Here is a 26,988-nt window from a genome sequence, read left to right as displayed (position 1 = left end):
TTGTCAGTCCGACGACCGGGCGTCCGGCGTCTCGGTAAGAGGTGGTTCGTCCGGGTTGGCGACCATGTAGAGATCCTCATCGCGATCGATCGCGGCCTCCCATCTCATGGCGCTGGCGAGCCGGAGTATCTCGTCGACCGACAGAACCTGCCGATCCGGGCTGTGCCGTGGCGCACGAGCAAGCGACTTGGACACATTCCAGGACAACTCGAACAGCCGGAAAAAGCCGGGATTCGGTGAGTTCGCCGCGTCCACCAAGCGGATGGTGTCGATGAGGACTCGGTTCACGTCGAGCAGATGGAGCCAAGGCTCCAAATGAGCCGGGTACGGGTCGAGTGTGCGCGCAACGCCGGGACTTCGGTGCGCCAGCACCGCCGCTTCGTAATCCTTGGGACCGTAGAGAGCCAGCTCGAAGTCCACGATTTCCCGACCTCGAGCGGTCTTCAAGACATTGGCACTGGTCAGATCGCCGTGGATGACCAAAAATGGCTGGGAACGAACGTACTGTAATTCCGGCTCGAGCACGGCGCTCAGGGACTCACCCAACCCGACGCGATCGAATATGGTTCGATACGGCTCGATCGAGCGATAGCGCTGATAGATCTGCTCGATGTGTTTCATGAGCATCCGGAAGAACCCTGCCGAGTCGCCCGATTCCGGATACCAGGCCGGTAGCGGCAGCAGTTCTTGTGGCACGGGAACCTCAGCCAACTGCCGGCTCATTGCCACAAGTGCCGCGGAGACCTCCGGAGAGTGGAGGTCGGCCCCAGGTGCGCCGTGAATCCGTCGCTGAATCTGGAACAGCACGTCGCCCTGTTCGTCCAGCTCCACGTGCAGCACCCGCGGCACCCCTTCCACACCGGCCTGCGCCAGGGCGTGCAAGGTTTGGTACTCCTTCGGCCAGAGCACGAAGTCCAGCCGATCCGGACCTTCCTTCGGAACGCGGATCACGAAATCTCCGAGCAGATAGACATCGTTGTAGGAGCCCGACATCCGCTCACCATGCTCGACCGCGGCGTCGTGCAGCGCCACCGCCGTCGCTCGTGGCAGCACCACACCCTGATCGCCACCGAGATGCCGGTATTCCTCGACGGGTAGTAGATCCGGCAGCGCCGGATACACGGACGGGTTCGCGTCGAGCGACACGGCATAGATAGGCTCGTCTGAGCCGTCCATCTCCTCTTCTTCCTCGGATGTCACCACATAGAGCGGTTCATCGAGGTCGTCCGGGAAGTCCGCTACATACAGCGGCCCGTCGAGATCGAGATCGGGTGTTCTCGCCTCGGTATTGCGTTCTGGGTTCCGCGCTTCGGGCGCCGGGTTCTCGTTGCCGGGGGCGCCGGTGCGGTCCTCGGGTGCCGGGTATACGAGGTCCGCGGCCCGACCGGCCACGCCGCGGATCGCGTTTCCGATCCTGCCGGTGACGCCGCCGAAGACATGCTGCCCGGTTTCCAGGAGCTTCTGCCCGGCTCGTCCAGGGATCAAACCGGTGATGCTCTCCACTATCTCCGTCGTCGTGCCGAGGACGAACTCGGCGCCTTCCCGCAGGACCGTGCTGAACAGGTATCTGTCGATGACCTCCATCAGGTATTCCTCGGCCGCGCGTGAGCCCATCCTCGACCAGATGAACGCACACAGGACCCGAGCCTTCAGGTAGTCGTCTCCCTGGGCTTCGAGCCATCGGCACCCTGGGAAGAACGCAGCCGACCACAGATCGTCCTTCGGATAGCCGAGCCAGAACGCGTATTCTTCCTCGGTGATCACCCCGCGCCTGCGGGCGTCGTCCATGAGCTCGATGTCGGGGTTCAGCATCGGTCTGCCGGAGAAGTACTGCATGACGCCGGCGGCGATCAACGCAAGCTGCGGCAGCTCGTCCATCGAGGTGGTGCGCTGCAGCCTTGCCCACGGCGTGATTTCGTTGATGACGTTTCGGTCGCTGGCCTTTTCCGGCACACCCACCCGCAGGGTCCGGAACTTCCAAACGGGAATGGTCTCACCGTCGCGGGTGATCTTCTCCTGCGTGAAGAAGATTGTGCGCCAATCGACCTTGTGCTCATGCACCAGCTGATCGATCGACGAACCGGTCACGTTGACCAACATGAGCGTCATGTAGAGCGGCGCACGCTTGATCAGCCGTGCCAGTTCGAGCAGATCCTTCTCGGTGAGTTCTATGTTCCGCAGCGTCTCGATATCTTCGTGGAAAAACGCGTGGAACCATTCCCGGCGATTGCTGACCCACTCCGCCCCGAATGGCGCCCCCTCGGCAGGCTTCGGCATCTTACGGAGGTATTCGAACGCGGGGTTGATCGCCACCACTCGCTCGATGGCGGCGTCTACCTCGGCCCAGTATGCCGAGTCCGCCACCGGTGCGGCGGGGTTCGCGTCTTCCGAAGGCGTCACCTGATTCCCGGACTGCACCGCGACTACCGGCGCCGGGGCGTGAGTGGTTCCCACGAAGGCGCCGCGCTCTCGGCTGTTCGGGTCCGCGGCATGCGCCACTGCACCGGGCGGTACACCGCGCGGCACTCCGCCGAATGGATCGGCTACCGCGGGCGGCGGATCGAAAGCCAACCCGTCCAGGCCGCGGGCCCGTTGGGGCGGAAGATCCAGCACCGGACCGTCGTCCTCATAATCCGGTTGCGCGTCCCACCGATCGCGCGACCAGTACATCCACCGCGGAAACGGCAGTGGATCGGATTCGGCGCGCTGGATCGCCTGGATGCGATGGTCGTCGCCTCGGGCGCGATAGAACGCGTCCCGTTCGGCGCGGAAGTGGCTCGCGATGACGGGCAACGCGTCCATGCCCATCATGTGGGAGACGCCGCGGAAGAGATATAGCTTCGATGTCGGGATGAGCCTGGCGTTATTGCGGCTGTGGTCGACAGGTGAGAATTGGTCGGCAGCGCCGTGCACGATGTCGACCGGGACGCGGTACTGGTCGAACTGGATGCCCCAGTTCGAGGTCAGCTGAATGGCGTCGTCCGCCCATGCTCGCGAATAGTTCCGCAACGCGCGCTGATAACCCCGTGCGACCTCTTTGCGGTGTGTGCCCACCCACATGTGGTCCACCCTGGTGAAGGCATCCTGGTTGTAGCGGAGCAACCACTCCCCGTCCCGGGCGATGTTCTCGGCCATCTCGGTGAGCGTCGCGGCCATGGCTTCGAGGTCCGGCCGGGCATAGATCCGCTGGTTCGCATCGGCCATGCCTGCCATCCACTCACCCATGTCATCGAGCCGCGGAGCGGTACCCACGAGGGAGACGACCCGGTCTACATGGTCGGGGTCCAGCGCGCCGACCGCGATGGCCACCGATCCACCGCCGGATCGCCCGAGCACGGAATAGTGGTCGAACGCGAAGAGTTCGGTCGCGATGTAGATGATGTCGCGGGCGCAATCGGCTACCGTGCGTCCAGGCAGCGGATCCGAGTCGCCATAACCGGGTCTTTCCACGACAACAACCGCGAAACCGCGGTTATAGAGCACCCGAGGATCCGGCAGCGGGCCGTCGACCCCGACGGGCGTGCCGGGCGAGAGCAGGATCGGGTAGCCGTGCGGGTTGCCGAGTAGGCGGAAGTGAACGGTCCTGCCGTCCGGCATCCGCGCGGCGTAGAGCTTCGAAACAAGGCCCAGGTCGGCGGTTTCCTCGGGTTCGGGGACCGCGCGGACGGCGCCGTCCGGCAGTGCGGCCTGGTGGCCGGACCAACTGCTCCGGTCGCGTCGCATTTCGATCGAATCGGTTTGCCGATCTTGCTGTACGGGAGCCACCGATGCGTTCTCCGGAGCCGCGCCCGCGGTGTCGGCGGAGTCGGGTGTTCGTCCCGTCGCGGTCATCGAGGCAACAGCGCGGTCCGGCGAACCGGCCTGGTTCTTCTCGAGGGCGATCGGTCGTCCGCCTGCGTCGGCTTGCTCGGTCCATTCGAAAATGGTGGCCAGGACCTCGATTTCCTCGACTTCTGCACCGCGGCCGGTATCAGCGGCGATTTCGACGACGCGGTCGATCGCCCGTCGTATCTCGGCCAGCGGGTCGTGCGTCTCGGTCGGCACCAGGCTCGCGCGGACCGCGGGATACCTGAGCAGCGCGCCCATGGCGTAACGATAGGCATGCTGGTATGCGCGCTCGGGTTCGAACACCGAGTCCAGCGCAAGCCGGCGATCCGAGCCGACGACCACCGGCACGTCGTCGCTCACCGCGCCGGTACTTCTCAGACGGGCCAGCTCGGCCTCGATCTGGCCATAGGCCCGATTCAACCTATCCGCGCTGATCGCTTCGCCCTCCAGGAAGCGCCGCACGGTCATCCGGTTCAACTCGACAAATCGCGCCTCAAGGTCACTGATCCGTTGCGCCACCGGATCGTCCGCGCCGTTGTCAGCGGCCTCGTTCGGGACCGTGCCGCGGGCTTCGGACACGCTGGCCGTTTCCGCATTCTCTGCTGTGGCCTGGCGGTACAGCTGATCCGCGAACTGCGGCCGCGGCCGCTGCACCGCGTGGGCTTGTTCGAATGCGTAGGCGTAGCCGATCAGCGTGGGTTCGCTCCATGCCGTGCCCCGGAAGCTCACATTGACGTGCTCTCCGGCTGGATGGTCCGGGTCGGCCGGAGTGCGGCCCGCCGGGACGAGGATGGCCGGGTATCCGGCCTTGTCCCCCATGATCGTTCCGTAGTCGTAGACGGACACCAAAGCGGTGAGGTTGTGCTCGGCCATCACCGCGTCGATCCGGGTTTTGCTTTCTGCGATGTCCAACTGGAGGTCTGCCCGGTATTTCGCCGTGTCGATGCTGTTCGCGTCGAGGTCCATCGCTTGGGCGGCGAGGGCGCGGTCTTGGCCGTACTTCAGCGCTTTGTCGGCGTGTGCGTTGTTGTAGGCGATGATGTCGGCCAGGTTCTTCATCGGTGCGTTGGCGGGCAACCGCGAAAGGTATGCGTTCAGGTCTCGCTTGAATTCGTAGGAGAACACCCGCGACCAGGGCGGGTCGTCGTCTTGGAAGCTGTGTGAGGTGTCCAGGTCGACGGTGATCAGGGTGGCGCCCTGGGCCTTCAGCGTATCCAGCGCCGCTTCCCACAAGGGGCGCTGTGCGGAATCCTCTGACGGGATTCCCAACGTCATGACGCCGATCCGGGCACCGCGGAGTGCGTCCGGATTCAGATCCGCAGTGAAGTCATGGTCCGCCAAGGGATTGTGTGCGGTGGCAGGGTCTTGCGGATCGACGCCGACGAGCGCCGTCAACAACATCGCGGCGCCGGTGACGTCCGGACTGATCGCGCCTGGCGTGTCACGGGTGCTTGCGATGGGTACGACGCCCGTGCGGGACACCGCACCGACAGTGGGTTTGAGTCCGACAATCGAATTCCAGTTGGCCGGACCCACAACCGACCCGGTTGTCTGAGTGCCGACGGCGAGCGGCACGAGCCCGGCCGCGACACCGACCGCAGATCCTGAGCTGGAGCCTCCCGGTATCAGAGACGAGTCGATCGGATTCTGGGTCTGACCGCCATAGGAGCTGTATCCAGCAGGCAACGTGCCCAGATAGAACGCGAACTCGGTGAGATTGCCGTGGCCGAGGATCACCGCGCCCGCCGCACGCAATTGCGTCACCAGCGTGGCGTCCGCGGCGGGGTACGAGTCCGCCAGAGCCACCGAGCCCGCGGTGGTCGGCATGCCCGCGATATCGATGTTGCCCTTGATCAGGACCGGCACCCCCAACAGTGGGCCGTGCGCGGCGCCGGTCCGCCGCAGTTCATCCGCGCGGGCAGCCTCCTCGAGCGCCCGCGGATTGATGCCGATCACCGCGTTCAACGCCGAAAGCGCTTCGATGCGGTGGAGACACAGCTGAGTCAATTGCACGCTGGTAACCTGGCCGCCCCGCAGCAGCTCGATCAGCTGCGTGCTCGTCAGCGATACGAGATCCAGCGCTGGCACCGCATCGGGGTCGGCATCGCGCCCGTCGACACCGATCACCTGCTCGCTGTCTGTTGCCGTCGATTTCGCAGCCGGCCGGGCGTCGGCCACTGCCGATTCTTCCCGAGTTTCGGCCGACCCGTGGTCCGGGGCATCGGGAGAACGGGGCGCTCCCTTGATCGGGTGTTGTGGGTGCTGCCGGTCGATATGGTCCGGCATGGGTTCGTGCAGTGGTGTGAGGGAGCCGTTTTCGCGGGTGAAGTAGCCGACGAATGCCTTTTCGACGTGGTGGTAGCTGGGGCTCCATCGTTCGTAGGGTCGAATGCCGGGGCTCGGTATGAGGGAGTCGATGACGAAAACGTTTCCCTCGATGGTGGTGACGAGGTAGGCGTGGGCGTCCTCGCCGTTGTCCACGACGATCGCCGCGGCATCGGCTGGGTGGTCGGGGTCTCGGACGGTGTCGACGATGCCCCGGAGGGGGTCGGCGGGTCCGAGTTCATCGGCGGTGGGTGCGGCGTCGATGTCATGCGGGGCGACCTCGAGCAGTTGTGCGGTGATGCCGGTTTCCAGGTCGAGCCAGGTGTCCGCGTCGTCGGCGACGGGTTGGGTGTGCTCGTGGCCGAGCGCGTCGGCGAGGCGGACGAGGTAGGGGATGCACGCCCGCAGCGAGTCGGCCGCGGTACCGAGGGCGGTGTCCGGCAGCGTCACCGAACTCGTCGTGTTCCGGATCTCGCGCTCGAAGCGCGCCTGCCACTCCGCGTCGGTCTCACCGTTCGGGGCGGGATACCGCGTTTCATCCTCCAGATCGGCCAACCGTCGCGCGAGACCGTCCAAGTAGGCGTCGATCAGCGTCGGCCGTGTCCCCTCGGCTTCGCTATCGCTCACCCACTTGTCGTCGAGCTCGTCGGCGCTCACTTCGTTCAGTTGCTGGTGCAGATGCAGTTCGACCAGTTTGTAGAGGACCACGAGGTCTTCGCGCATCGCGGGTATGTCGAATCGGGTGCTGTCCAGAGCACGTGTCTGCTCATACTGCCGTTCGATTGCCACACGCCAGTCATGCTGGGTTTTCGCGTCGTGCGGGCCGGTGATGCGGAGCTTGTCGGCCAAGCGGTCGCGAGTCTTTTCCAACAGTTTCATCGCCTCGGCAGGTTCGATCCTGGAACGCGCTGAGTCGTCTTCCGCGTTTTTCTCGATCTGCGCGAAGTTGTAGAGCACTACGCGATACCACCACCGGCGACCGAGCCTGTGGTATTCCCGTTCCGAAGCTTCTATTCGCCGCCGGTCGGCCGCGAGTTCCGCACGCGAGATGTGGTGCTGCCGCCACACGATGTCGCCGTTGTCGTCCCTGGCTCCGTAATGAAGGGTGAAGCCCCCCGGCAGGCTGTTGTACTGGTACGCATTGCTGTTGTCGATCGGCCGGACGAGAAAGCCGTGCTGGAGCCGCCAGTTCTTGCCCTCGTGCCGGTCCCATGGCCGAATGAGCATGTCGCCCAACCCGAGACGCATCGCGCTCGGGGTATGGAAAAAGTGATTCCACGCATCCTTCGACGGCGGTCCCATCGCCGAGTCCGCGTCTGAACCGGGCAAGTATTCCACGAGAAGTACCCGTTCGGCGTGGCGCAGCAGACCGGGCGTACGCGCACCGACATCCGACAGAGTTCGTGCGCCCAGCTCTTCGGCATCGGCCTGTAGCACATCGCGGACCGTCTTCTCGATCAACTGGTAACCGTTTCGGTAGGTGACCAGCCAGACCGACTCGGACATCGTTCGGTCTCCCGAGTCGCCTTTGAGGAGTTCGCGCATGAACTCACCCGAGTCGTACGCGTCCTGGACTTTCTCGGCGAAGCTGCGCTCATCGGTGAGGCTGTTCAGCCAGGTGATATACGCGCGCTTGTGGTAGAGGCGGATCTCGGGGTCGGGCTCGGCCTGGATGCCGGAGATCGGTTCGACGGTCAGCCGGCCGTGCTCGTCGATCCGAACGTGCCGGTATTCGATCGTTATCCCATGCTGTGCCGCTGATTCGCGGAAGCCCGGAACCTGTAGGTCCAGGAGGCGTCGCTGGTCTCGGAACGGTGCGGCGACCACGACGCGTTTTCCCGGTGCCACGCCGATTCCTTCGACCACTTTCCCGTCGTCGTCGACGAATGGGGTGGCTCCTTCGGCCGCTAGGACGTCGCGAGCGGCCAGTATCGACAACGCCCTACGCACGTCGGTCACGTACGCTCGGGCCGCTTCGATATGCGGCTCCAACCTTTCGTAATGCCGCCGAAGCAGTCGCGCTGGTTCCTGATCGGCCAGCACACGTGCCAGCACGTCGTCGGCGACGAGCCTGCGCAGCACCGCCTCGAATCGCCGACGTTGCCGGTCCTGGAGACCCTCGATCGCTCGCTCGATCTCCGCAGGTGACTTTCGGTGCAGCGTTGTGGTGTCGACGCCCAGCTTCCGGGCCTGATACAAGGCTTCGGCGAGTATCTCGTCCGCCTCGCTCTCGGCAGTCTCGAGCGCGCGACGGATACTCGGGGAAGGTTCGAGAACGGAAGCCGTCGGGGCCGGAGTAACGCTGTTCGGCGGATGGCCGTCGGCGTTGGCCGGACGCGCTGTCTCAGCGCGGTCCGAAGTATGCCGGTCTTGTGCTGGGGGTTCGGGTTCGTCCCAGTTCCGGCCGTTTTCCGGATTGCGGTGGAATGCGAGGTGAGCGTCATGGCGAATGATCGCGGACCTGCGTCTGTTGGCGGGGTGCCGAAAGCGTTCGGGGGCGAGGCCAGCTGCTATGGCGGGGTCGATTCGGGGGTCGGAGTGCCGGCTCTCGGCCGCGGTCGTCGGCGGCGCGGCGCGGTCGTCGTCGGCTTCCGCGAGCGGGGCGTTGATCGCCGTGCCGGTCTCGTCGAAGAATATTCCCCGCACACCGGGCGGTCTCGGCGATTCCGTGGAAGGCACGTGATCGGCCCGCAGCACGCCCGCAGCCGGGTTCCGCAGCTCGATACGCGTGCGCCCGTCCGAAGAAACACGGCGAACCAGCAGGTAGGGAGCTTCTCCCGCCGGGACGACAAGCACCGAGATACCGTCGCCTCGATCGCCCGACGACTGGTCCCATGCCCTTAACAGCGCTTCGATCTCACCGGCATCGGCGAAATACCGCGGCTGCCCGCCGGTCGCGGCCACGAGGATATCGATCGGCGTGTCCTCCGAACGGAGACGGGTTGGTATCGCGATGTCGTCGCGGCCGGTCACGTCCCGGAAGTCCCGCAGAAGCAGCGATATGTCCGGATCACCGGATGTGTGTCGCTGTGCCCATCGCGCCAAGAACTCCGCCGGCGACGATCCGTCGCGGGTCGCCGTCGACCAATGCAGTACTCGCGCCGGATGAGTCAACGGTAAGGACGACACGACCGCACCGGTCCTGGTTCCTTCCGCCACGCCTTCGATCGGGTCGAACGTATCCGTCACGGGGTGCGAGAACGGCAGCAGGGAGTAGTGGGGTAACAGGGCCAGCCATTCGGTGTACCCGACCTCGGCCGCTATCAGGTCATGTTCTCGATAGAGCTCATAGGCCGCCCGCAACAGTGCCGGTGCGAGGTCATGGAGCTCCCAGTTGCCTTCCTCCGCTACGACGTGGATGAACTCGTGGTGCGTCAACTCGTAGATCATGTCCTCGGCCGACTCCGCCCAGCGGTGGTCGGCAACCTGATCCGCCCAGGACTGCTCGAAATCCGGGTCGGTGAAGATTTTTCTATTGAGCCTGATCGACGAGTAGTAGTCCTTGGTGTCAGGAGTTGTGCTGCCGAAACTCCGAGTAACGCCGAAGCCCTCGGTTTCGTCGTCGAACCCGAAGTCGCGCAGTGCGAATCGGCCGCCATACTCCGCGATCAGGTCTCGCAGCGCACGGTCGACGGATTCGACGGACTGCACCGTGACAACCGAGTCCTCCCACCCCAGGAAGCGAATGTGGTGGTCGTCGTACAGTTTCCGAACGATGCGAGCCTTCGCTTCGAGATCTCCCCGGGGCGGCGGCTCGACGACGCTCTCGCCGCTCGGTTCCGGCCGCGGCTCATCGAATCGGGCCCAGACCTCACCCCACTGCTCGACACCCGACACGGTGGCCGAGTCGAGCAGTTCCCGCACCTCGGCGCCGATCTGGACATCGCTGAACAGCGGCGCGTGCCACCTGAGCATCGTGATGTCGGGGAATCGCTCGGGACGGTATTGGTCCACATCCAATGACACGTACAGCGATCGGGACTCGGCCTGCGTAGCCATTCGCAGTGTGAGCCGGGCCTTCATGTTCTGCAGGGCCGTCTGTTCGTCCCACCACTCGATACCGGACCGTTGCAGCGAGCGGGTGTAGCGCTCCATGTATGTCATCGCGTTGCGCCCAGCGGCGCGCACCAATTCGGTCGCGGCTTCGATCTGACTCGGATCTCGCCAGCCCCGCTCGCGCATCATGTCCCCGACGGCCGTCGCGACCGCCTCCAGGTCCTCCTCCGTGCGCAGACCATTGGGTTCGTAGAAGGGGAGGAGTTCCAGGGTGAGATCCGGATTCAGATATCCACGATCCGCCGGAAGATCTCGTACCGCGACAACGGCAGCCTCGTCTGGATCGAGACGGTAGTGCCGACCCGGGACCCAACCACCCCCATCTATGTGGAGTTCGCTGAGCTCGCGAAGCCGTTTGCGCACTTGGCGCGGTTTTCCGAGATTCGAGGGGCCACCGTCGAAGAATGCACCGGCGCCACCGATGTCGTTCCAGGTCGGGACGCTCGTGTGCCCGATCAACCCTGTGTGGGCAGTGGCTCGCCGTGGTTCGGAGCCGCCGCGTGGGTGGGCCGCGTCCTCCGGTACGACATCGGTCGTCGGTGTCCGAATCTCGGGGCTCTCACGATATTCCCCGAGATGATCGGCGTCATCGATGATTCGTCTTTGCTTGGCTACTGCCGCAATCTCCGCAGGACCACCGCTGAGGCCGAGCTTGACCCGCAGGCGTTCGAAGCTGTAATTCACCTTCGCCCGGGTTACCCTCGCGGCTTCTGCGATCTCTCTCGTAGAGAGGCCATCCGCGGCCAGCTCGAGCACTCGTAGCTCGAGATCGGACAGACCATGGCCTCTCGGCGGTGTTGTTCGCGCAGGTGTCGGGGTTGGCCACTCGGCTCGACTCGCCACCGCGGTGCCCAGCCTGGTGTTGCTGACCAAGTACCCTTCGGCGCTCAGCTGTCCATAGGCCCGTGCCACGGAGCCCGCCGACATCGGCAGATATTGGGCTAGTTCCCGAGCAGTGGGCAGCAACCAGCCCTCAGGCAGCCGGCCCGACAGGATGGCGTGCTGCAAAGCAGACGAAACCATGCGCCAAGCGCTCCCTGTTGCATTCACCTGCTCGCCGATCGACGACTCCGCCGTGAAGATCTTCAGCAACTCTGTGGGAGCGATCAGCCACCCGATGTCGAACGCTGGTGCGCTGGGCCATTGATCGTGGCTCGCTATCGTCACTCCGACCGCATGCTTGATCACCAGGTAACCTTCGTCGGCGAGCTGACGATATGCGTCACCCACGGGGCCTTTCCACGCTAGGCCAAGATGCTCGGCGAAGAGCTGTGCTCCGGGCAGCGAGCGGCCCTCGGCCAGCCCACCCGACAGGATCGCCGCGCGCAACCTCAGACGCACCGCGTTCTCCCACCCGATCCGGTCGGCATGCTCCGTAAGGCTCGTATCGGGCGCAGCTGCGTCGAGGATTCGCAGCAACTCTGGGGGGATGATCGGGAGGATCTTGGCGAAGGCGTGCACGGCGCGGCGCCGAAGAGACTTGGCGGCATCGGCTGTACGGTCCGCGCTGATCGCGGCCGTGGCCTCGGCAACCGGCAGACCCTGCAGGAAGCGCAGCTCGAGATACCGCTCGTAGTCGGAGTTGCCGAGTCGCCGGATGGTACGCCGCAGCTGTCTCAGCTGGCGCTCGTCCCCTCTGGCGGCCGCGTGCAGAGCCGCCTCGGCCGCTGCCTTGACCGCTGCCAGTGCCTCGCCGGCGCCCGGGCTGGGGCTCAGGTGGTCGTCGGGGGAAGATGCGCCGGCATCGGCTGGTCGCAGGGCACTTGTGCGTGCCGTGCCCGGGTCAGCGGCGACGATATCCTTGCCGATCTGTCGCGGCTCCAGCGCGCTGCCGCCGTCCTGCCGGGCCGGTGATCGTTCGCCTCCGCGAGGCCAACCCCCGCCGGTAGCGTTCAGTTCGCCGAGCTGCTCTACCCATTTGTGTCTCGGTCCCGGTGTGCGGCCGCGGTCCCATGCTCTGCCGACGCCGTCGATGGGTTCTTCGGGGTCGGGGACGCCCATGGTCCCGATCAGGGGTGTGGGCCGCGTCGGCCGGGGCGAACGATTCGGGGTCTCTGGTTCGAATGTTTCGGCCGTCTGCTCGGCCGTGCGAGACAATTCGGATGCCTGCAGCGTCCTCGACGGCTCGCTCGGTCGACGGAAGAAGTGCGACCAGGGGATACCGGCCCCGTCCAGTAGCTCTTGCAGTTGCTGGTCCGGGGGAGACGCGTGGAACACGACGTAATCGATGTCGGCGACCGTGGCACCGTGTACCTGCGCCTCGACGTAGCTGTTGGCGGTGAATCGGTCCCCGGCGTAGTCGCGGTCGATGCCCTCCAGTCCGATATAGCCGAGTGTTTTGTGACCAGTCGGAGTGGCGGCGAACGACTCGGGGTGGGGGTCGGTGACTTCGCTTGGGATCGCCGCGACCGATTTGGTGTCGCCGACATTGGCCGTTGTCCGTTCTGCCACGGTGGGTTTGAAGACGATGTCGATGTCGCCGTACTGGGCGAGGGCGTCGCCCGCGGTCACCCGGTAGGACGGCGCGGTGCGGATGAACCCGTAGATCGGCCGCGATTCCGCCGGAAGGTCGGGTGGGTATCCGAACAAAGCCTGCTCGAGGGTCGCGCGACCTGCCAACAGGGCGCGTCCCATCCCACGCTTCCCGACGAAGTCGAATTCGGTTTTGAACCTGCCGGTTTCGAGAATGCCTCGCAGCGATTCCGCCTTGGTCCGAGTCACGATTTCGCCGTCGAAAATCTGCCGCAGTTCTTCGACCATCAACCTGCGGAGTCGATCCAGCGGCATACCCAATTCGGTGGCGAGGGCGCCCATACGACGCTCATTCTCGGCGAATCGCCTGGTGTAGGCACGCTCTGCGGCGTCAGGGGTGCGCCGCTCGGCCTCCACGAGCAGTTCTTGCACGCGCCCATCGGCAGCCTGCTCAGCATCGAGGTAGCGGTGCCACGCTTCCAACGCCGCGTCGTTCGGTCTTCCACGCGAGACCGGGGCAGCGCGGGATGACAGTTGGTCCGGCGGTTCTATGACCTCCGGATGGTTGTGGTGGAGTAGTGCACCGGACATCGCCGTAGTTCCGAGTCCGGTTGCCGCCCGGCGAATTGCGGTGTCCGTCTCCGCGCCGTTCTGCGGGTGCTCCTGCTCCGGCGGGTTCACGTCGTTCGGCTCGAGTATTCGATGGTCGTGGGGTGCGCGGCCATCGAAGTTCTCGTCCAGTTCGATCACTCTGTCCGGGAACCGATCCAGCAGGGCGGCATAGACCATTCTCTGGAATATGTGGAACTGGCGGTGCTCCAGCTGTGGTTCCTTGTGATTGATATACGCGCGGACCGGGCCGCCATCGATATCCCGATACGCGATGTTGCACCGCACCGTGATACCTCCGGTCTCGATATCGATCACCCTCGGGATTCCGTATTCATCCCGCAAGTCGTCATGTGACGCTGATCGGGCTTCGAGCACACGCAACACAAGGGAGTCGGGACGGCTTCCAGGGTCGGCGCCTGTCAATACACCGCCCGTCGTGTACGGGGCGGTGCCACCGGGGAGGTGGACGGTCTCGACCACCACGCTGCCGGATACCGTCGGTCCGCCGGGTGTCGGCACAGGGGCGGCGTCATCGCCGGCTTCGGCTGCCTTCGGTGCGGCTCGATCCCAAGGAGTTGTTCCGGGAGTTCTGGTGGCCTGAACAGTGGGATCGACTGTGACCGCCGATTCGAGATCGTCCGGGTTTGCCTGCTCGGTCGCTGCCTTGCCGACGTCGGATGTGGTCGCCGGGAGGCGATCACCGCTCCACGGAGTGCTCTGGCGCGGCGCTGACTCCGCCTTCGCGGCGGACGGATTCGGCGATCCGTTGCCGGACGTCGGCGGCGCATCGGAAAGGTTCCCATCACCTGCCGCGGCGATGGAGTGAAGTTCTCGCAGAAGCTGATCGATGGATTCGGTGAATGCCGGGTCCTGGAAGTGGGCGAAAGCACGATTGCATGCGAGTATGACCTCGTAGTCATCTCGCTCCTCGCGGAGCTCGGCAATGTCTTTGTAGAGCCGCCCTATCGTTCGCGCAGCGCCGTACGCAGGTTGTGAATCGACCAGGCGCGCTGCCGTTGCATTGAACGCTTCATCTGCTCGGCGCAACAGCTCGAACGCATACGAACCGTTGCGGCTGAGGGTCAGATAGTGCTCGGCCACCATGGTCAAATCGGGGAGATAGGCTGCTGCCGCGGCGGCGAAAGTCTCATCCGAGCTGTCTCGAGCGTTGGTGAATGCCATTGCTTCCGACGGAAGTGACCGGAGGGCTCGGATCAAACTCGGGTGGAATTCGGTTCCCAGCCTCGCAACGAGATACTCATCGATGTACTCCGACCAATCCGTTCCGTCGGTTCTCCGGACCTCTTCGAAATGATGGGAGAGGCCGGATATCTGCGCCAAGGCGCTGGCGGCGCGTCCGATGTGTTCGACTCTCGGTGCGAGATCTCGGGCTCGATAGGCTTCTTCTTTCGACCATGGTATTTGTGCCACCGCACCTCGCATGTAGGAGGCCATGCGTCCGACGTGCTGTGGAAGGGTGTGCAGAAAGTTCAGTTCGTCGCCGGCGTTCGTCCATCGCGTCGGTAGGTCACCGGGTGCCTGTCTGGGCAGGGACCCCGCGACGTCGAACACGGTGCTCGCCGCGGCGTGCAACTCTTCGGCTTCCGAGAGCCGGGCGGCCATCGCTCGCCCGACCGCGAACAGTGTCGGGTAGTCCCCGAGACCTTGGAGCGGGATGTCCTCCCAGACGCGGCGGCTCTGCTCCCACACCAGCACGTTCAGTGCCCGTGCCGCGCCGATCATCTCCGCTGCGGGTGGTGGCTCACCCCGATCGAAAGCCGCCAAGTGCGCGGTGCTTCTGGCATGCATCTCGGCGATCAGCGCCTCCGCGTCCTCGACGTACAGCATGGTCGCCCAGGTCCGCAACTCCCAGTGGGAGGAGGTGTGCAGATCCGGTATAGGTGGCAGGTCGGCCTCCCCGCCGACAGACGCAGAAGCAGAGAGCGGCGACCGATGCTCGGGAGTGTCGTGGACGGTTCGTGGCTCGTTGGTCGAGGGGGATGCGTCGGGCACTTTGCGCTGTCTGTTGCGAACGCCGTGCACTGGATCGTCCGGGATGTCGTTGTTGCGTTGGACGGCCAGGACCGAGTTCATGCGGCGGGTTCGCCGGTTCCAGCCGGCGGCGCCGAAGCGGGTCGGCGCGAACGGGTCGTGGTCGCGGGCGCTGCTCCGTTGGATTCGAGGGTCAGCGGGAGCAGAGGTGGATTGTCCGGGGGTGCTCGAACTCCACGGTGTGCTCGACGAAGGACCCTGCTCGGCGTTCTGGGCTCCTGCCCATGGTGTGGCACCCGGCTTGCCATGCCCCGGTATGGCCGGGCCGGCTCCTGGGTTTGCCTGCGCCGGAGCGGATCGGTCGTCTCCTGTGGTCGCCGCGGGCACGGATTTCGCGGTGCCGGTCTCGGGGGACGGCGTGCCGATCAGCACGGCGGAATTGTGACCGACGGTTTGCCCGCCACGGTCGCTCACACCGGCTGCCGAGATCAGATCGACTTCGTAATGATCCCGCCAATTGGGCGAGCCGACCGGCTGGCCTGAATCCTCCGGAAAGGTTGAAGGTTCGGGCTGTGCTTGTCCTGACTCCGCCCATTCCACTTGCTGGGGTTGTGCTGCTTCTTCTGACGCGAGAGGGTCGGTGGGCGCCTGCGGCCACACAACCTGCTGGGGTGGCGCTGGCACGTGCGCTTGTGCTCCCCGCGGCGGATCGGCTGGCTCGGGTGTGTTCACCTGCGGCGACGCGAGGCGAGGGTCAGGTACGCCACCTTGCTGGGGTTCGGCGGGAAGGGGGTGCTGCGGCGGACTTGTCGCCGGACTCGGTGTGCTCGGTCCGGGTGACGGAGCGATGTCACCGCCCGGTCTCGACTCCGGAGGGGGAATCAATACACCGTTCTCGTCGAACAGGGCAACCCAAGCTTTGCGGACGAATCCGTCGAAACGCGTTGCCCCCGCGGCGCGATCGATCGCCTTCAATTGGGCCACAGCGGGGTTGATCTGGATAACCGGACCACCGCTGTCCTTGGTGAGCACCAGCACCCCGTCGGTATTGGCGACATACAGCAACCGCACGATCGCCGTCGCTTTGGTCGGCATCTGGTCGACGAGGTCGAAAACTTCGGTCAGTGAGGTGAGTTGATGCAGGTTGTCCTCACCCACCGCGCGCGCGAGGTCTCCTCGGGAGTGGATGAGAGCTCCATCCCGGACATCGGGGGGAATGGTGAGGACTTGTCGTCCGTAGCGGTCGTTGACCACCTGGAACGCCAGCCTCGCCTCGTCTGGCTGCATCATCGAGTCGGAACGCGCCTGCGGAGGCGTCCCACGCAGAGCCGCCGGATCGGTGTGCCTCGGGGCCAGTGCGCGGCCTGCGCGATCGACCTCGGCACGCAGTTGGTCGCGTCGACGGGTCAGGTCGGTTACAACTGCGGGGGAGAGATCCGGTGCGGCCAAATGATGTTCCAAGGCGAGCACGCTGAGTTCCAGGGTGAGCCAACGGTGGGCCAGTGCGTCGAGTCGAGCTATCTCGGCGGCCAAGCGCTCGTGCTCGGGCGTACCGGACTGAAGTCGTCCGAGTTGGATGTACGCGTCCAGTCGTTCTCGGGGTACATCGGTCTGCGGCGGACCGTCCTGCGCCGAAAGCACGGCGGGTAATTCGTTCGCAGAGCGATTCCCGGTCTCGGATCGCCCGCCGGCGGAGGCTCCGTCGGCCACCGCCGGACCGCGACGGCCGGACTCGATATCACCCGGCTCGGTCGCGTCGAGCGCGGCCTGGACCTTTGTGACGCGTGCGTCGGCCGATCGATAGCGGTCAACGGCTTCGGTTGCCGCCTGGATTTTCCTAGGTAGGTCCGGATAGACCTGCCCATCGGCAACGTTTCTCGCGTCCGTCAACGCGGCAACCCACTCCTTCGCCGCATTGAAGTGGTGGACCAGCAGTGTCAGGCGTTCACGGGGGACGGTCGTACTCGTCTGCTGCATAGCGGCCACCAACTCGTCGAGGTGGCCGAGCATGTCGCGCAGCTGTCGATAACGTGCCACCTCGGCACGCGCCGCCGGGGCACCGGTGTCCGGGGCGGCGGCATCGTGTTCGGCCGCGACGCCTTCGCGCACCAACCTGACGGAGTTCAGATCGACAGTGGCCAGCAGGCCGAAGAAGCCGAGGCTCGGCTCCGCGACCGTCGGCGCATCGCGCAATGCGGCCACGACTTGCTCGACCCGTTCGTCGGCCGCTCGGTAGCGGTCCACCGACTCTGCCGCGAGCCGCGTCTGCTCATCGAGGTCGGGATGCACCTGTCCGTTGGTGGCGCGGTCCGCATCCATCAAGGCCGCGAGCCATTCCGCGGTGGCGTGAAAATGATGAACCAGCAGACGGAGCCGATCCGACAGGACGGTTCCCCCCGTTTGTTCCCGCGCCGCGCGGAGCTCGTCGAGGTGCCCGAGCATGTCGTCAAGTCTTCGGAAGCGGGCTAGGTCCGCCGGTGCCGCAGCCACACCGGTATCGAGGATGGCGGCAGCGCGTTCGGCCGCGAGGCCCTCGCTCACCAATTCGAGCAGTGCGGGGTCGACAGCCGCGAGCAACTGCCGCGCCGAGAAATCATTCTCCGGCACGGCAGTTTCGGGTGTTTGTCGCACACGCGGCTCGTCGTTTCCCGCGAGCGCGGCGCCCTCGCTCGCGTCGGCCGGTGCGGTGCCCGACGGTTCGCCCGCGGCGGGCGGGGGAGGTGGTACGCCTTGCCCGTAAGGGCGGCCCAGCGGATCGTTCTCGTCGTGATGGAAGACGCGGGGATCTGGTCCTGCTCTGCGTCCGAAGCGCCGGTTCATTTTCGGATCGGGTGGTAGGCCCAGGGCGGCGCGGGGATCGACATCCTCGTAGAAAGGTACTTCTGGGTCCGGAATTGCTCCGGCCGCGCCGTGGCTGGGCCGGTTTGCCGACTTCGAAGCGTCGTCGATATTCGCTCTGCCTGCCTCGGTGCCCTTTTCCCAGGTGAAGCCCGAAGCGGTCAGCCATCGTGTCAAAACGTCGTGCGCCGCGCGGAAGGCGGGGTAGGTCCGTTCCGGCTCCGGCCCGGGATCGAAGTCGCGATAGTGCGCCGTGGCCGTGGTACCGGCTGGGGTCACGTCGATGGTCGCCCGCGCGGGCTCACCGAGTACCGGATGGACGAGAACATCCATCGACATCCCGCCGGTATAGGGGAACCGAACGTGTTCGACGTCGAACCAGAAGTCGTCACCGCCGCCGCGGAGGTGCGCGGACACCGCCTTGGCGAGAGGGCCGCGGTCTCCGGTGAAACCGGGTTCCGGAATCAGATTCGCCGCCGCGTATTCGCCGCCGTTCTCCGGCGATTCCCACCATGCCCTGCCGAGGTTCTCTTTGCCGAACTCCCAATGTACGGTCGAGAGGTCGATTCGGCGGCTCAGGTGGTACCGCAACTGCACCCAGAATTTAGATGTCTCCGTCGCGTGATCCCAGATCAAGCCGGAGAAAGCGCCGATCAGCTCCGGCTTACCTTTGGGCAGCCGCCAGTATCCGGCTCCGGCGATGATGCTCGGCCCGTGGATCTTCTCGGCGGCACGGCGCTCGTCCGCATCGGCGTGCTTGGACAGGTAAGCGTTGTACAGGTGCGGATGCTCAGCGCTGGGATCCGATGTAGCGACTAATTTTCCGTTGCGGAGCAGCAGAAATGCGCGGTCGCCGCGGCCGGTCGAGAAGGGATTGCCATCCGGGTCGGTGAAGGTGCCGTCATCGTCCTGGCCGAGGATGACGACCTCGACTCGACGCCGCCAGAACTCGTCCGATTCGGGACGAAATTTCATCTCCGCACCGTCGTACTCCGCTCGACTGGGCAAGGGGGGAGCGGCGTCGGTGGGGCGGAATCCTGGTTCGGGTGCGGTGTCACGGCTCTCGGCCGGATCGGATCCCGGTACGGCTGCGTGCTTCCCGCCGCGTCCCTCCGGACCGGTCGCGCCTCTCGCTGGGGTGTGGTGGAACCGCACGAATGGGTCGAATTCGGCGGGCCCGAGGCCACCGGGGAAGCGCTGGTGCGGTTTATGCGCGTGGCGGTGTGGTGTGCCTGGACCGGATCGGCGCCGACGTGTGGGTCCGGGAGTGCCGCTTGCTCCGGGCTGCTCCGGTGGCGCGCCGGCAGTGGTCTCGTCGGTGGTGGTAGGGACTGCTTCGGGCTCGTTGTCCGCCGACCCAGGTGGGTCCAATACGGTTCGCAGCAAATCGGCGACCTGTGCGTACATATCACGTGCGGTGGCGGCGTCGATGTTCAACTCTGCGACGGCCTCGTCCAACGAGGCGCCCTGCAGTAGCACGAGTTCGACCAGGCGTTCGGCGGTGGTGGAGTCCGGCAGAACCGCCAGCGCTGCGCGAACTTTGTTCGCGAACTTCTGGTCGATGGTCGCGAGGGTGGCGTCGGTGTTCCTCGTCTTCGGACCCGGGGTTCGCTCGTCCGGAACGATCTCGTAGAGGTCTGTTCCGGACTCGTCGTTGATCGGGGCGTCGAATGATGTCGGTTGTCTCTGCCGTGCTGCCGAGAGCTCGGAGGCGTCGACACCCAGAGCCTGAGCCGCCTCGACATCGGTGGGCATCATCGAGGTTTCCTGGTACCGCCGTTTCCGGTAGGTATCGACCTTGATCAGCAGGTCCAGTGCTCGCCGGTCCGAAGTCGGATACAGCCGATCGAAGTGCGCCTTCATCATCGCGAAACGCCCGTGTGCCTCCGCGAACGACGCATACTTCTGCGCGGGCGGCAGAAAATTGGGAGTCGCGCGGAGAATCGCCTCTACCGCGTCGGCCACACGGTCGCCGAAGTCGACGCCGGGGATCCGCCATTGGCGTGCCACTTTCTCCGCGATCCATATGTATTCTTCGAAGATCTGGCTTGTGATCAGCTTCTCTTCGTCGGATCCGACCCGGGTGGCAAGCAGATCCCAGAACGGACGATCCGCGTCATCGCCCGGCACGGGTGGGTCGCCGTGCGAATAGAAACGCAGCAACGCCGCGACGAGTGTATCGTTCGGCATCTCCAGTTCGTCCCGGAGCTCTCGGAGAGATTTAACCGTCGGCCTGCCGCCCGTCTCTCTTTTCAGGATGCCTTTCCGTGTCTTCCCGATATGTCTGCCGAATTCCTCCTGAGACATTCTCCGATGCAGTCGTACAGCCTTCATCCAATCGTGCACCGACTGATAATCGGCGGCGTTGGGCCATGTTTCCGCGATCGGATCCATGCGGTAGCGGTAACCCCATGCCTCGGCCAGGTCGTTCCACGAACTCGCCCGATGCAGGGCTTGGTCGTAGATCCGCAACATCTTGAGCTCGTCAACGGTTGTCACGGCGTCTTCGTAGGACGCGACGGTCTCTGCGGACAAACCGAAGATGCGGGCTGCGGCCGGTATGTCGAGGTGATTCACTCGCCGGAAGTATCGCAAATATTCGCCGAACGATTCGGTGGTAGCGGGCATCGGCAGTGTCAGCGCCGACTTGGGAAGGTGCGGAAAATTTTCCGCTACCTCGTCGAACGTTACATCGGATCGTACGTGCAACTCTTCGAAGATGACGTCGACGATCTTCTTCCGAGGCAGTCTGGTCCCGCGCTCCCAAACTTCGACGGTGCTCTTCGATTTCCTGATCCGTTGGGCGAACTGTTCCTGGCTCAGACCGTTGGATTCGCGAAGGTGTCGAGTGTACGCGCCGATTCTGGAATATCCTTCGGGATATATCGGAGTTCCGAACCGGGACAGCAATTCAGGGTAGTACTGTGCTACGTCGACGTAAGTCGCCCGAGCGCCGGGAACTCTGCGCAGCAAGGCGCGAATCTGCGGTATTTCCAAGTCCGATGCCCCCTGCTCGGCGGCCTGCCATGTCCCCGGCGGTGCGGAAACCAATTCGTCCATCCGCTCGGCGGCCACCCCCAGATACCGGCGGACGTCCGATAGCCATACGGTCTTGGCGGCATCCCCGGCACGTGGAAACACTCCGGTGCTTTCCACCGTGCTGCTCACATCGAGTCCCGCGCCCGTGAGCCACCGTCGCACCTGGGCCGTCTCCAGGTGATGCATCTCCACGTACTCCGCAAGCCCCTGCCCTGGCAGCTCCGAGTCATCGGCGAGCCGGGCTCGATACCACTCCACGAATCGCTGTTCTTCCGGTGACCGGACAGTTTCGGACACCGGATTCGGCGACTTTTGCGCCGAGTTGTCGGGTGCGAGCGCCGGTTGCCCGGGTTGCTCCGTGTCCGGCGCATGCGCGCCGGTCGACGGGACCGGCGCGCTTTCGCTTTCGACTGGAATGGGTGCGGCGGTCGGAGCGCCGGGGCGTCCACCGCTGGGGGTGGGATTCGCCTCGCTGGAACCCGGTTCCTCACCCAGCGGCCGATGCAGTTCGAACCAGGTGGATTTGCTGTTCTCGTGCACGATCGTGCCGTTGGCGTCCGACAGCATGGCAACGAACTCGCCGCCGCGGCCGCGCTCGGCGTCCCAGGAAGGCATGCCGGTTCGCTCCGGGACGACCTCACTCTCGTCGGTGACGGTGAAACGGGTCTTGCGGGTGTCTTCGGTGTCCGTCGCCGTGGCGATAACCGCCACCTTGCCTTGAGTCCACCGCAGCGAATTGGCCACCATCTCCGAGAGCAGCAGTTCGGCGGTGTCGATCTGGTCGTCGGTGAGCCAGGGGAGCTTCTGCGGCAGTGACCGCACCCATTGCCGGGTCTTGGCGGCGGGGCGGACACGTTCTCCTTCGGCACCGACCGCACCGACGGCTTCGCCTGCCTCGCGCACCACCAACTCTTCGCGAACCAGTGGTACGGATGGCTGGCCGCGCTTGCGCGGCTTCGGCCGCGGTGTGGGTGTGGGCACTGGAGGATCGGGCGTCGGCTGTGGTGGCGTCGGCTCCGGCTCGGGTGGGGGTTGTTTCTTGCGTCGTCGGGGTTTGTCGCCGGCGCCCATCTGGGCGATGAGGCGCTTATGCTCCGTCTTCCCGCTCGGTTGGGGAACGGGTTGGAGGTGCGGAACTCCGCCTATGGCGGGTAGGCGGCTGGGGTCCTGGTGGTAGTCGAGAGAGTGCGGGTTCAACTGCGGGCCGGCGGGCTTCTGCGGAGCGCCAGGGGTCTCCGGGTTCGGTTCGGTGGCGTACCGCGAGGGCAGGGCGGGTGCGGCGGGCGGCTTGTCGAGCCCGGCGTCCAGGCCGGTTTCCGGCGCGGCGACATGGCGATCCGACAGGGGATTGGTGATGTCCGGAGGGCGTGGCGACGCGGAGTCGGGGTTGTCGGGGTTCTGGAAGGCTCGGCCCAAGCCGACGGAATCGGCAGGTAGGGGAGTCAGAGCGGGTGTGCGCGGTATGACAGGTACGGCGTCGGCGGGTGGTTCGTCTTCCAGCGGGTAGGAGACGCCGGGGATGGTGACGTAATCCCCAGCCGGTTTCTTCTGGACGCTGTGGTCGCGCGGGTCTTGCCAGACGCTGTGCTCCCGCGGGTCTTTCTGGACGTTGTGCTCTCGGGGGTCGTCCACGATGGTTCCCGGTGGTGTGGGGAACTCCTCTGGATCGGCGTCGGGTTCGTCGGTACCCGGGCGGCCGGTTGCGGCGATGGGAGCCGGTGGTGTCGCGGCGGGCTGTGGGGTTTCTCCGAGGTTGTTCGTCGGGGATCCGGTGGGTGGAGTCGGCGGGCTCGTCTGCGCCGCAGCGCCATCCGGTGTGTGGCCCCACAACGCCGCTGGTGCGGCGTATGGGATGGCGTTCAGCGGGGACGCGCCAGAGGGTGGTCTGCCCGCCGTAGCTTGCGCGGAAGGTTCCCCTGGTGGCCGGGTGTGTAGCGCAGGATCGGCCACGGTGTCGCCGGGAGGTTTCGGGTTATCCGGGGACGGCGGTGGGTGCGCGACGGAGTTGCGCGCGCCCGGCCCGGAAGCGGTCGACGGCGATGATGGATCGGTACCCGGCTTCGGCGGGACAGGGGGTGTGCCGGAACTGTTCGTCACGGTTGCAGGGCGCGTCGGTGACGGCCCCGCATCCGGGACCGGTCGCGGTGAGTTCGCCTGCGGGACCGCGTTGCCCGCGTCGGCTACGGGATGCGCGGACGCGGCGGGTGGCGTGGCCTCTTGTTTCGGTGTGCTCGGCGAAACGAGTGGATTGCTCGCATCGTGAGTCTGCGGCGTGACGTCCACGGCTTGTTTCCGCGCATCCGGCGCGGCGACGGGATCACCGGCCGCCGGCTTCTCCGCGGTCGCCGCGAATTCCGCTGCCATGCGGGCGAACTCCGCATCGATGTCGAGGAGCGGTTGTTCCTTGGGGGCAGTGGCTCCCTCGTCCGGCGTTTTGCCCGCAGGCGGTGGTGCCGTCATGTCCTGGGCGCCGCCGACCGCCTGTTCCGGCGACACCATGTACAGGCTTCCATCCGGCCCGGCCTGGATCATGAAGGGACTCGAGTAGGGACTGCTTCCGTCGGCGAGCACCTCGGTGCCGTACGTGAGGATGTCCGGTTGGGTGCCCGTCCCTTCGGTGATCACGGTGACGCCCTGCTGGTCCGGACGCACCTGAGGATCGCTGATCTGGAACTGACGGGTCGGCATCGGTGTGGCCGAACCGCCTTCGGGACGCGTGGCCACGGCGGACGAGGTACGCGCGACGGCGGTTTCTCCCCACGCGGGGAAGGTCCCGCCGCGTCCAGGGGACGAAGGATGCGATGGTCCCCCGGACGGGTGGTTCGGCGCGTTCCCGGGCAGTAAGGTTCCGCCGCTTCCGTCGGGGAGCCCTCCGGGTCCGTCGCCTCCCAGGAATCTCGCGAGGTCGTTACGCTCCGATCCCGTCGCCCTGTCGAACAGATCGCGGAAGATCTGCTCGCCCTCCGCCATCAGTTCGGGAGTCAGGCCGTCCGGTCGGTCCACGGAACCGTCGCCGACCCCGTCGGGCCGCCTCGCTTGCGCCGGGCTCACTCCGTCGCTGGAAAGAGGAATGCGCTCGGGACTCGCCGTCTGCGGCGGCTGACCATCACCGGAAGCGGAGATCCTGGCCAGTGGCCCGGCGCTGTCAGGGGATAGGCCCGAATCCGGGACCGCCGCTCGCGGAGGCAGACCGGTGTACGCGCCGACCCGCGCGGCTCGCACCCCTGCTCCGATCGACCCGGCCATGCCGGAGCCGAACCCGGTCCACACCATCGCCGCGAGGTCCTTGCCGCGCAGTTCGCCGCCGGTCAGGCCGTATGCGGTCAGACCGCCCGCCAGACCACCGGCCATACCGCCAACGCCGCCCGCGGCCACGGTGCCGAGCACTCGCCCACCGGCCCGGATCGCCGCGGGCGCGATACGACGACCGACCTCGACACCGACCAAGCCACCGACGGCGCCCGCGGCTGCTCCGATCCCGACCTTCTGCCAATCCACCGTCTGCCGGTGGCCTTGCGCCATCTGCACACGCTGCGCGACATAGGGGACCCCGCCGCCGACCGCCGTTCCGAAGAACACGCCTTTCGTGGCCAGCATCAACCGGGGATGCTCGGCGACGAACCGCGCCGCCTTTCCCAGCATGGCCAGCACCAAGTCCCGTTTGGCCAGTTCCATCCCCGCTCTGGCCTCGGCACGGTCGGCGATCGCCTTGACGATGCTGCCCGGCGGCGGCATAGCCATATCGATGATCACCTGGGCCAGCAGCGCTCCCGCGATGCCGATGATGACGTATTGCTGGTACTCGATGGCCGTGGCGTTGTCGTACAACTGCTTGGCCATGGCGTTGTTGAACTCGATCTGCGCCTGGGTGTGGGCGATGATCTTGCGGTACTGCTCCTGCATCGCCGCGCCGGTCGCGCCCTCGACCGCTGTCTGCAACTGCTCCGCGGCCGCTCGGAGCCGATGCAGCACCGGGACCAGCGCGTTCGCCGCGTCCGACCAGGCATCGGCGCTGCGCCGCATCGCATCCGGATCGCCCTCTGGGAAATGCCCCAGTACCAGGTCGGTCAGCCACTGGGGGAAGTAGTCCGGGATCTGCACCGACACTAAGCGCTCGATTGCCCGCGTGCGTGTTCGACGACCAGTCGGTGCAGCACCTTCGCCGGTCCGCATGCGCCCTCGCCATGCAGCTCGACCTCGGTGAACGCTTCCACCACCGCCGCCACGGGATCGAAACGGTCACCCGGGAAGCAGGCGCGGATCAGTTGGCCACGCCATTCCCGGTAACCGCGAACGACCCCCGCCAAGGTGTCCCCGCGATCCCACGGCCCGCTGATGCGCCGGTACTCCATGATCAACGACCGGTGCGCCGACTGCCGGACACGGGGACCGGATTCCGCCTCGAGTATCCGGCCGAGATCGCGCACGATGGTCGAATACATCGGCCGCTCCTGGGCCCCGGCCACGCGTTCGCCCGACCGGGTCGCGGCGGCGATCTTTTCGGCTAGCAGAACGGGATTCGCGGTTGTCACCCGGTCCAGCAGGATCCAGCCGCCGGTGACCGGATCGTCTTCCGAGTCGATCTTGCGAGCCCACACCACGCGGGACACGCCGCCGTCGCGGAGGTCGGTGATGTCGATTCCGGCCAGCCGGATGAACGGGTACTTGCGGAGGATGTCGTCCACGGCCGCCGCGATGTCATCGATGGTGTGTTTCGCGACGCCGGAGTTGGCGAATCCGGCCATGCGCAGGTTACGGCGCGCGGCGAGGGCGTCCACGGCTGCCATGGCATCAGGGTCGGTCCGCACACGGGATCGCTTCGCACCCGTCGCCACGGGCTTCGGCTTGCGCTGTTTCGGGTCCTTGCCGGGTTTCCCGGGAGTCCCCGCGCCGGGCTCGGGACCTCGGCGACGCGGCGGAAAGACCTGGTTCGGCGAGCCCCCGGGTGCGCTCCGCGACCACGGCGTACCAGGGGCGTTCCGCATCCACGGCGAATCGGCGGGCGGCCTGGAGAATCTGCTTGCCGGCGGGCGTCTCGCCGCCGGGTCGGGTGCGCCCCCTTTGGGGCTCGCTGAGGCTGCCGGTGGGTTCGCCGCGGGAGGTGTGGCGGCAGGCGGTGGGGCCGAGGCGGGTGACGTGGGCGTCCGCGCGGCCGGCGCGGCGTCTCGCGCGGTCGGCGCGGGCCGATCGGGGACCGAAGGCGTCGGGTCGGGGCCGCGAGACGGCTGTTGCTCGGGCAGGTGAGGGCTGTCGTTCGGGCCGTAGCCGCCGGGGTACGGCTGATTCGGCACGACGGGGCTGCTGCCCGGCTGATAGCCGGGTTGATCCGATGGCTGTGCGGCGCCGGGGTCGACAGTCCGGTCGGGCGCGGTGGCGCTGGGAGCGGAATCCGGCCCGGCGACATTCGACGGGGAGACGGGCCGCAACGGCTTCGGGCTCTGCCATCGCGGTTGGTCGAACGAAGGGCCGACGACGGGGTCGGAGCCGAACGGGTCCTGATCGCGAAGCTGGGAGCCGATGTTCTGGTCCTGGTCCCGCAGGGCGTCGCCGGCGTCGGCGACGCTGCCGCTCATTCCGCGCAGATTGTGGACCAGGTTCTCGAATCCGGTGATCCCCTTCTCAGCCGCGGGCTCGTAGCTGTCGCCGAAGACCCGGCCCGGCTCGTCCTCGCCCCAGCACTTGCCCTCACTGGCGAGTCGGTCTTTCAGGCGCGCGAGTTCCTGCTGTGCCGCGTCGGCGATGCCGGCGAGTTCCGGGGTCAGCGCTCGCAGCAGGTCCGTATCCACCCGCAACGATTGAGCCATACCGCGGCAAACCCTTCACCCT

The 26,988-nt window shown here is 66.0% G+C and carries 2 protein-coding genes; both read right to left on the bottom strand.

Translation table 11 applies throughout. The features are described 5' to 3' along the window. Nucleotides 1-3: 3 nt before the first annotated feature. Nucleotides 4-25,269: an alpha/beta fold hydrolase gene (locus HOV91_RS14840; protein ID WP_174185967.1), complete on the bottom strand. Its 25,266-nt coding sequence runs from the start codon at nucleotides 25,267-25,269 to the stop codon at nucleotides 4-6. Next, nucleotides 25,269-26,966, bottom strand: a complete 1,698-nt coding sequence (locus tag HOV91_RS14835) for a hypothetical protein (RefSeq protein ID WP_174185966.1) — start codon at nucleotides 26,964-26,966, stop codon at nucleotides 25,269-25,271. The genes HOV91_RS14840 and HOV91_RS14835 overlap by 1 nt, the downstream gene beginning before the upstream one ends. Nucleotides 26,967-26,988: the final 22 nt, after the last annotated feature.

It is taken from the genome of Nocardia barduliensis, assembly GCF_013315795.1.
In the GTDB taxonomy this organism is placed as follows: Bacteria; Actinomycetota; Actinomycetes; order Mycobacteriales; family Mycobacteriaceae; genus Nocardia; species Nocardia barduliensis.
Note: the sequence above shows the minus strand (reverse complement) of the source record. Positions and strands in the feature narration are given on the sequence as shown.

Excerpts from the sequence above, each read along its gene's own strand:
- HOV91_RS14835 (WP_174185966.1), bottom strand. The coding sequence starts at position 26,966 with ATGGCTCAATCGTTGCGGGTGGATACGGACCTGCTGCGAGCGCTGACC.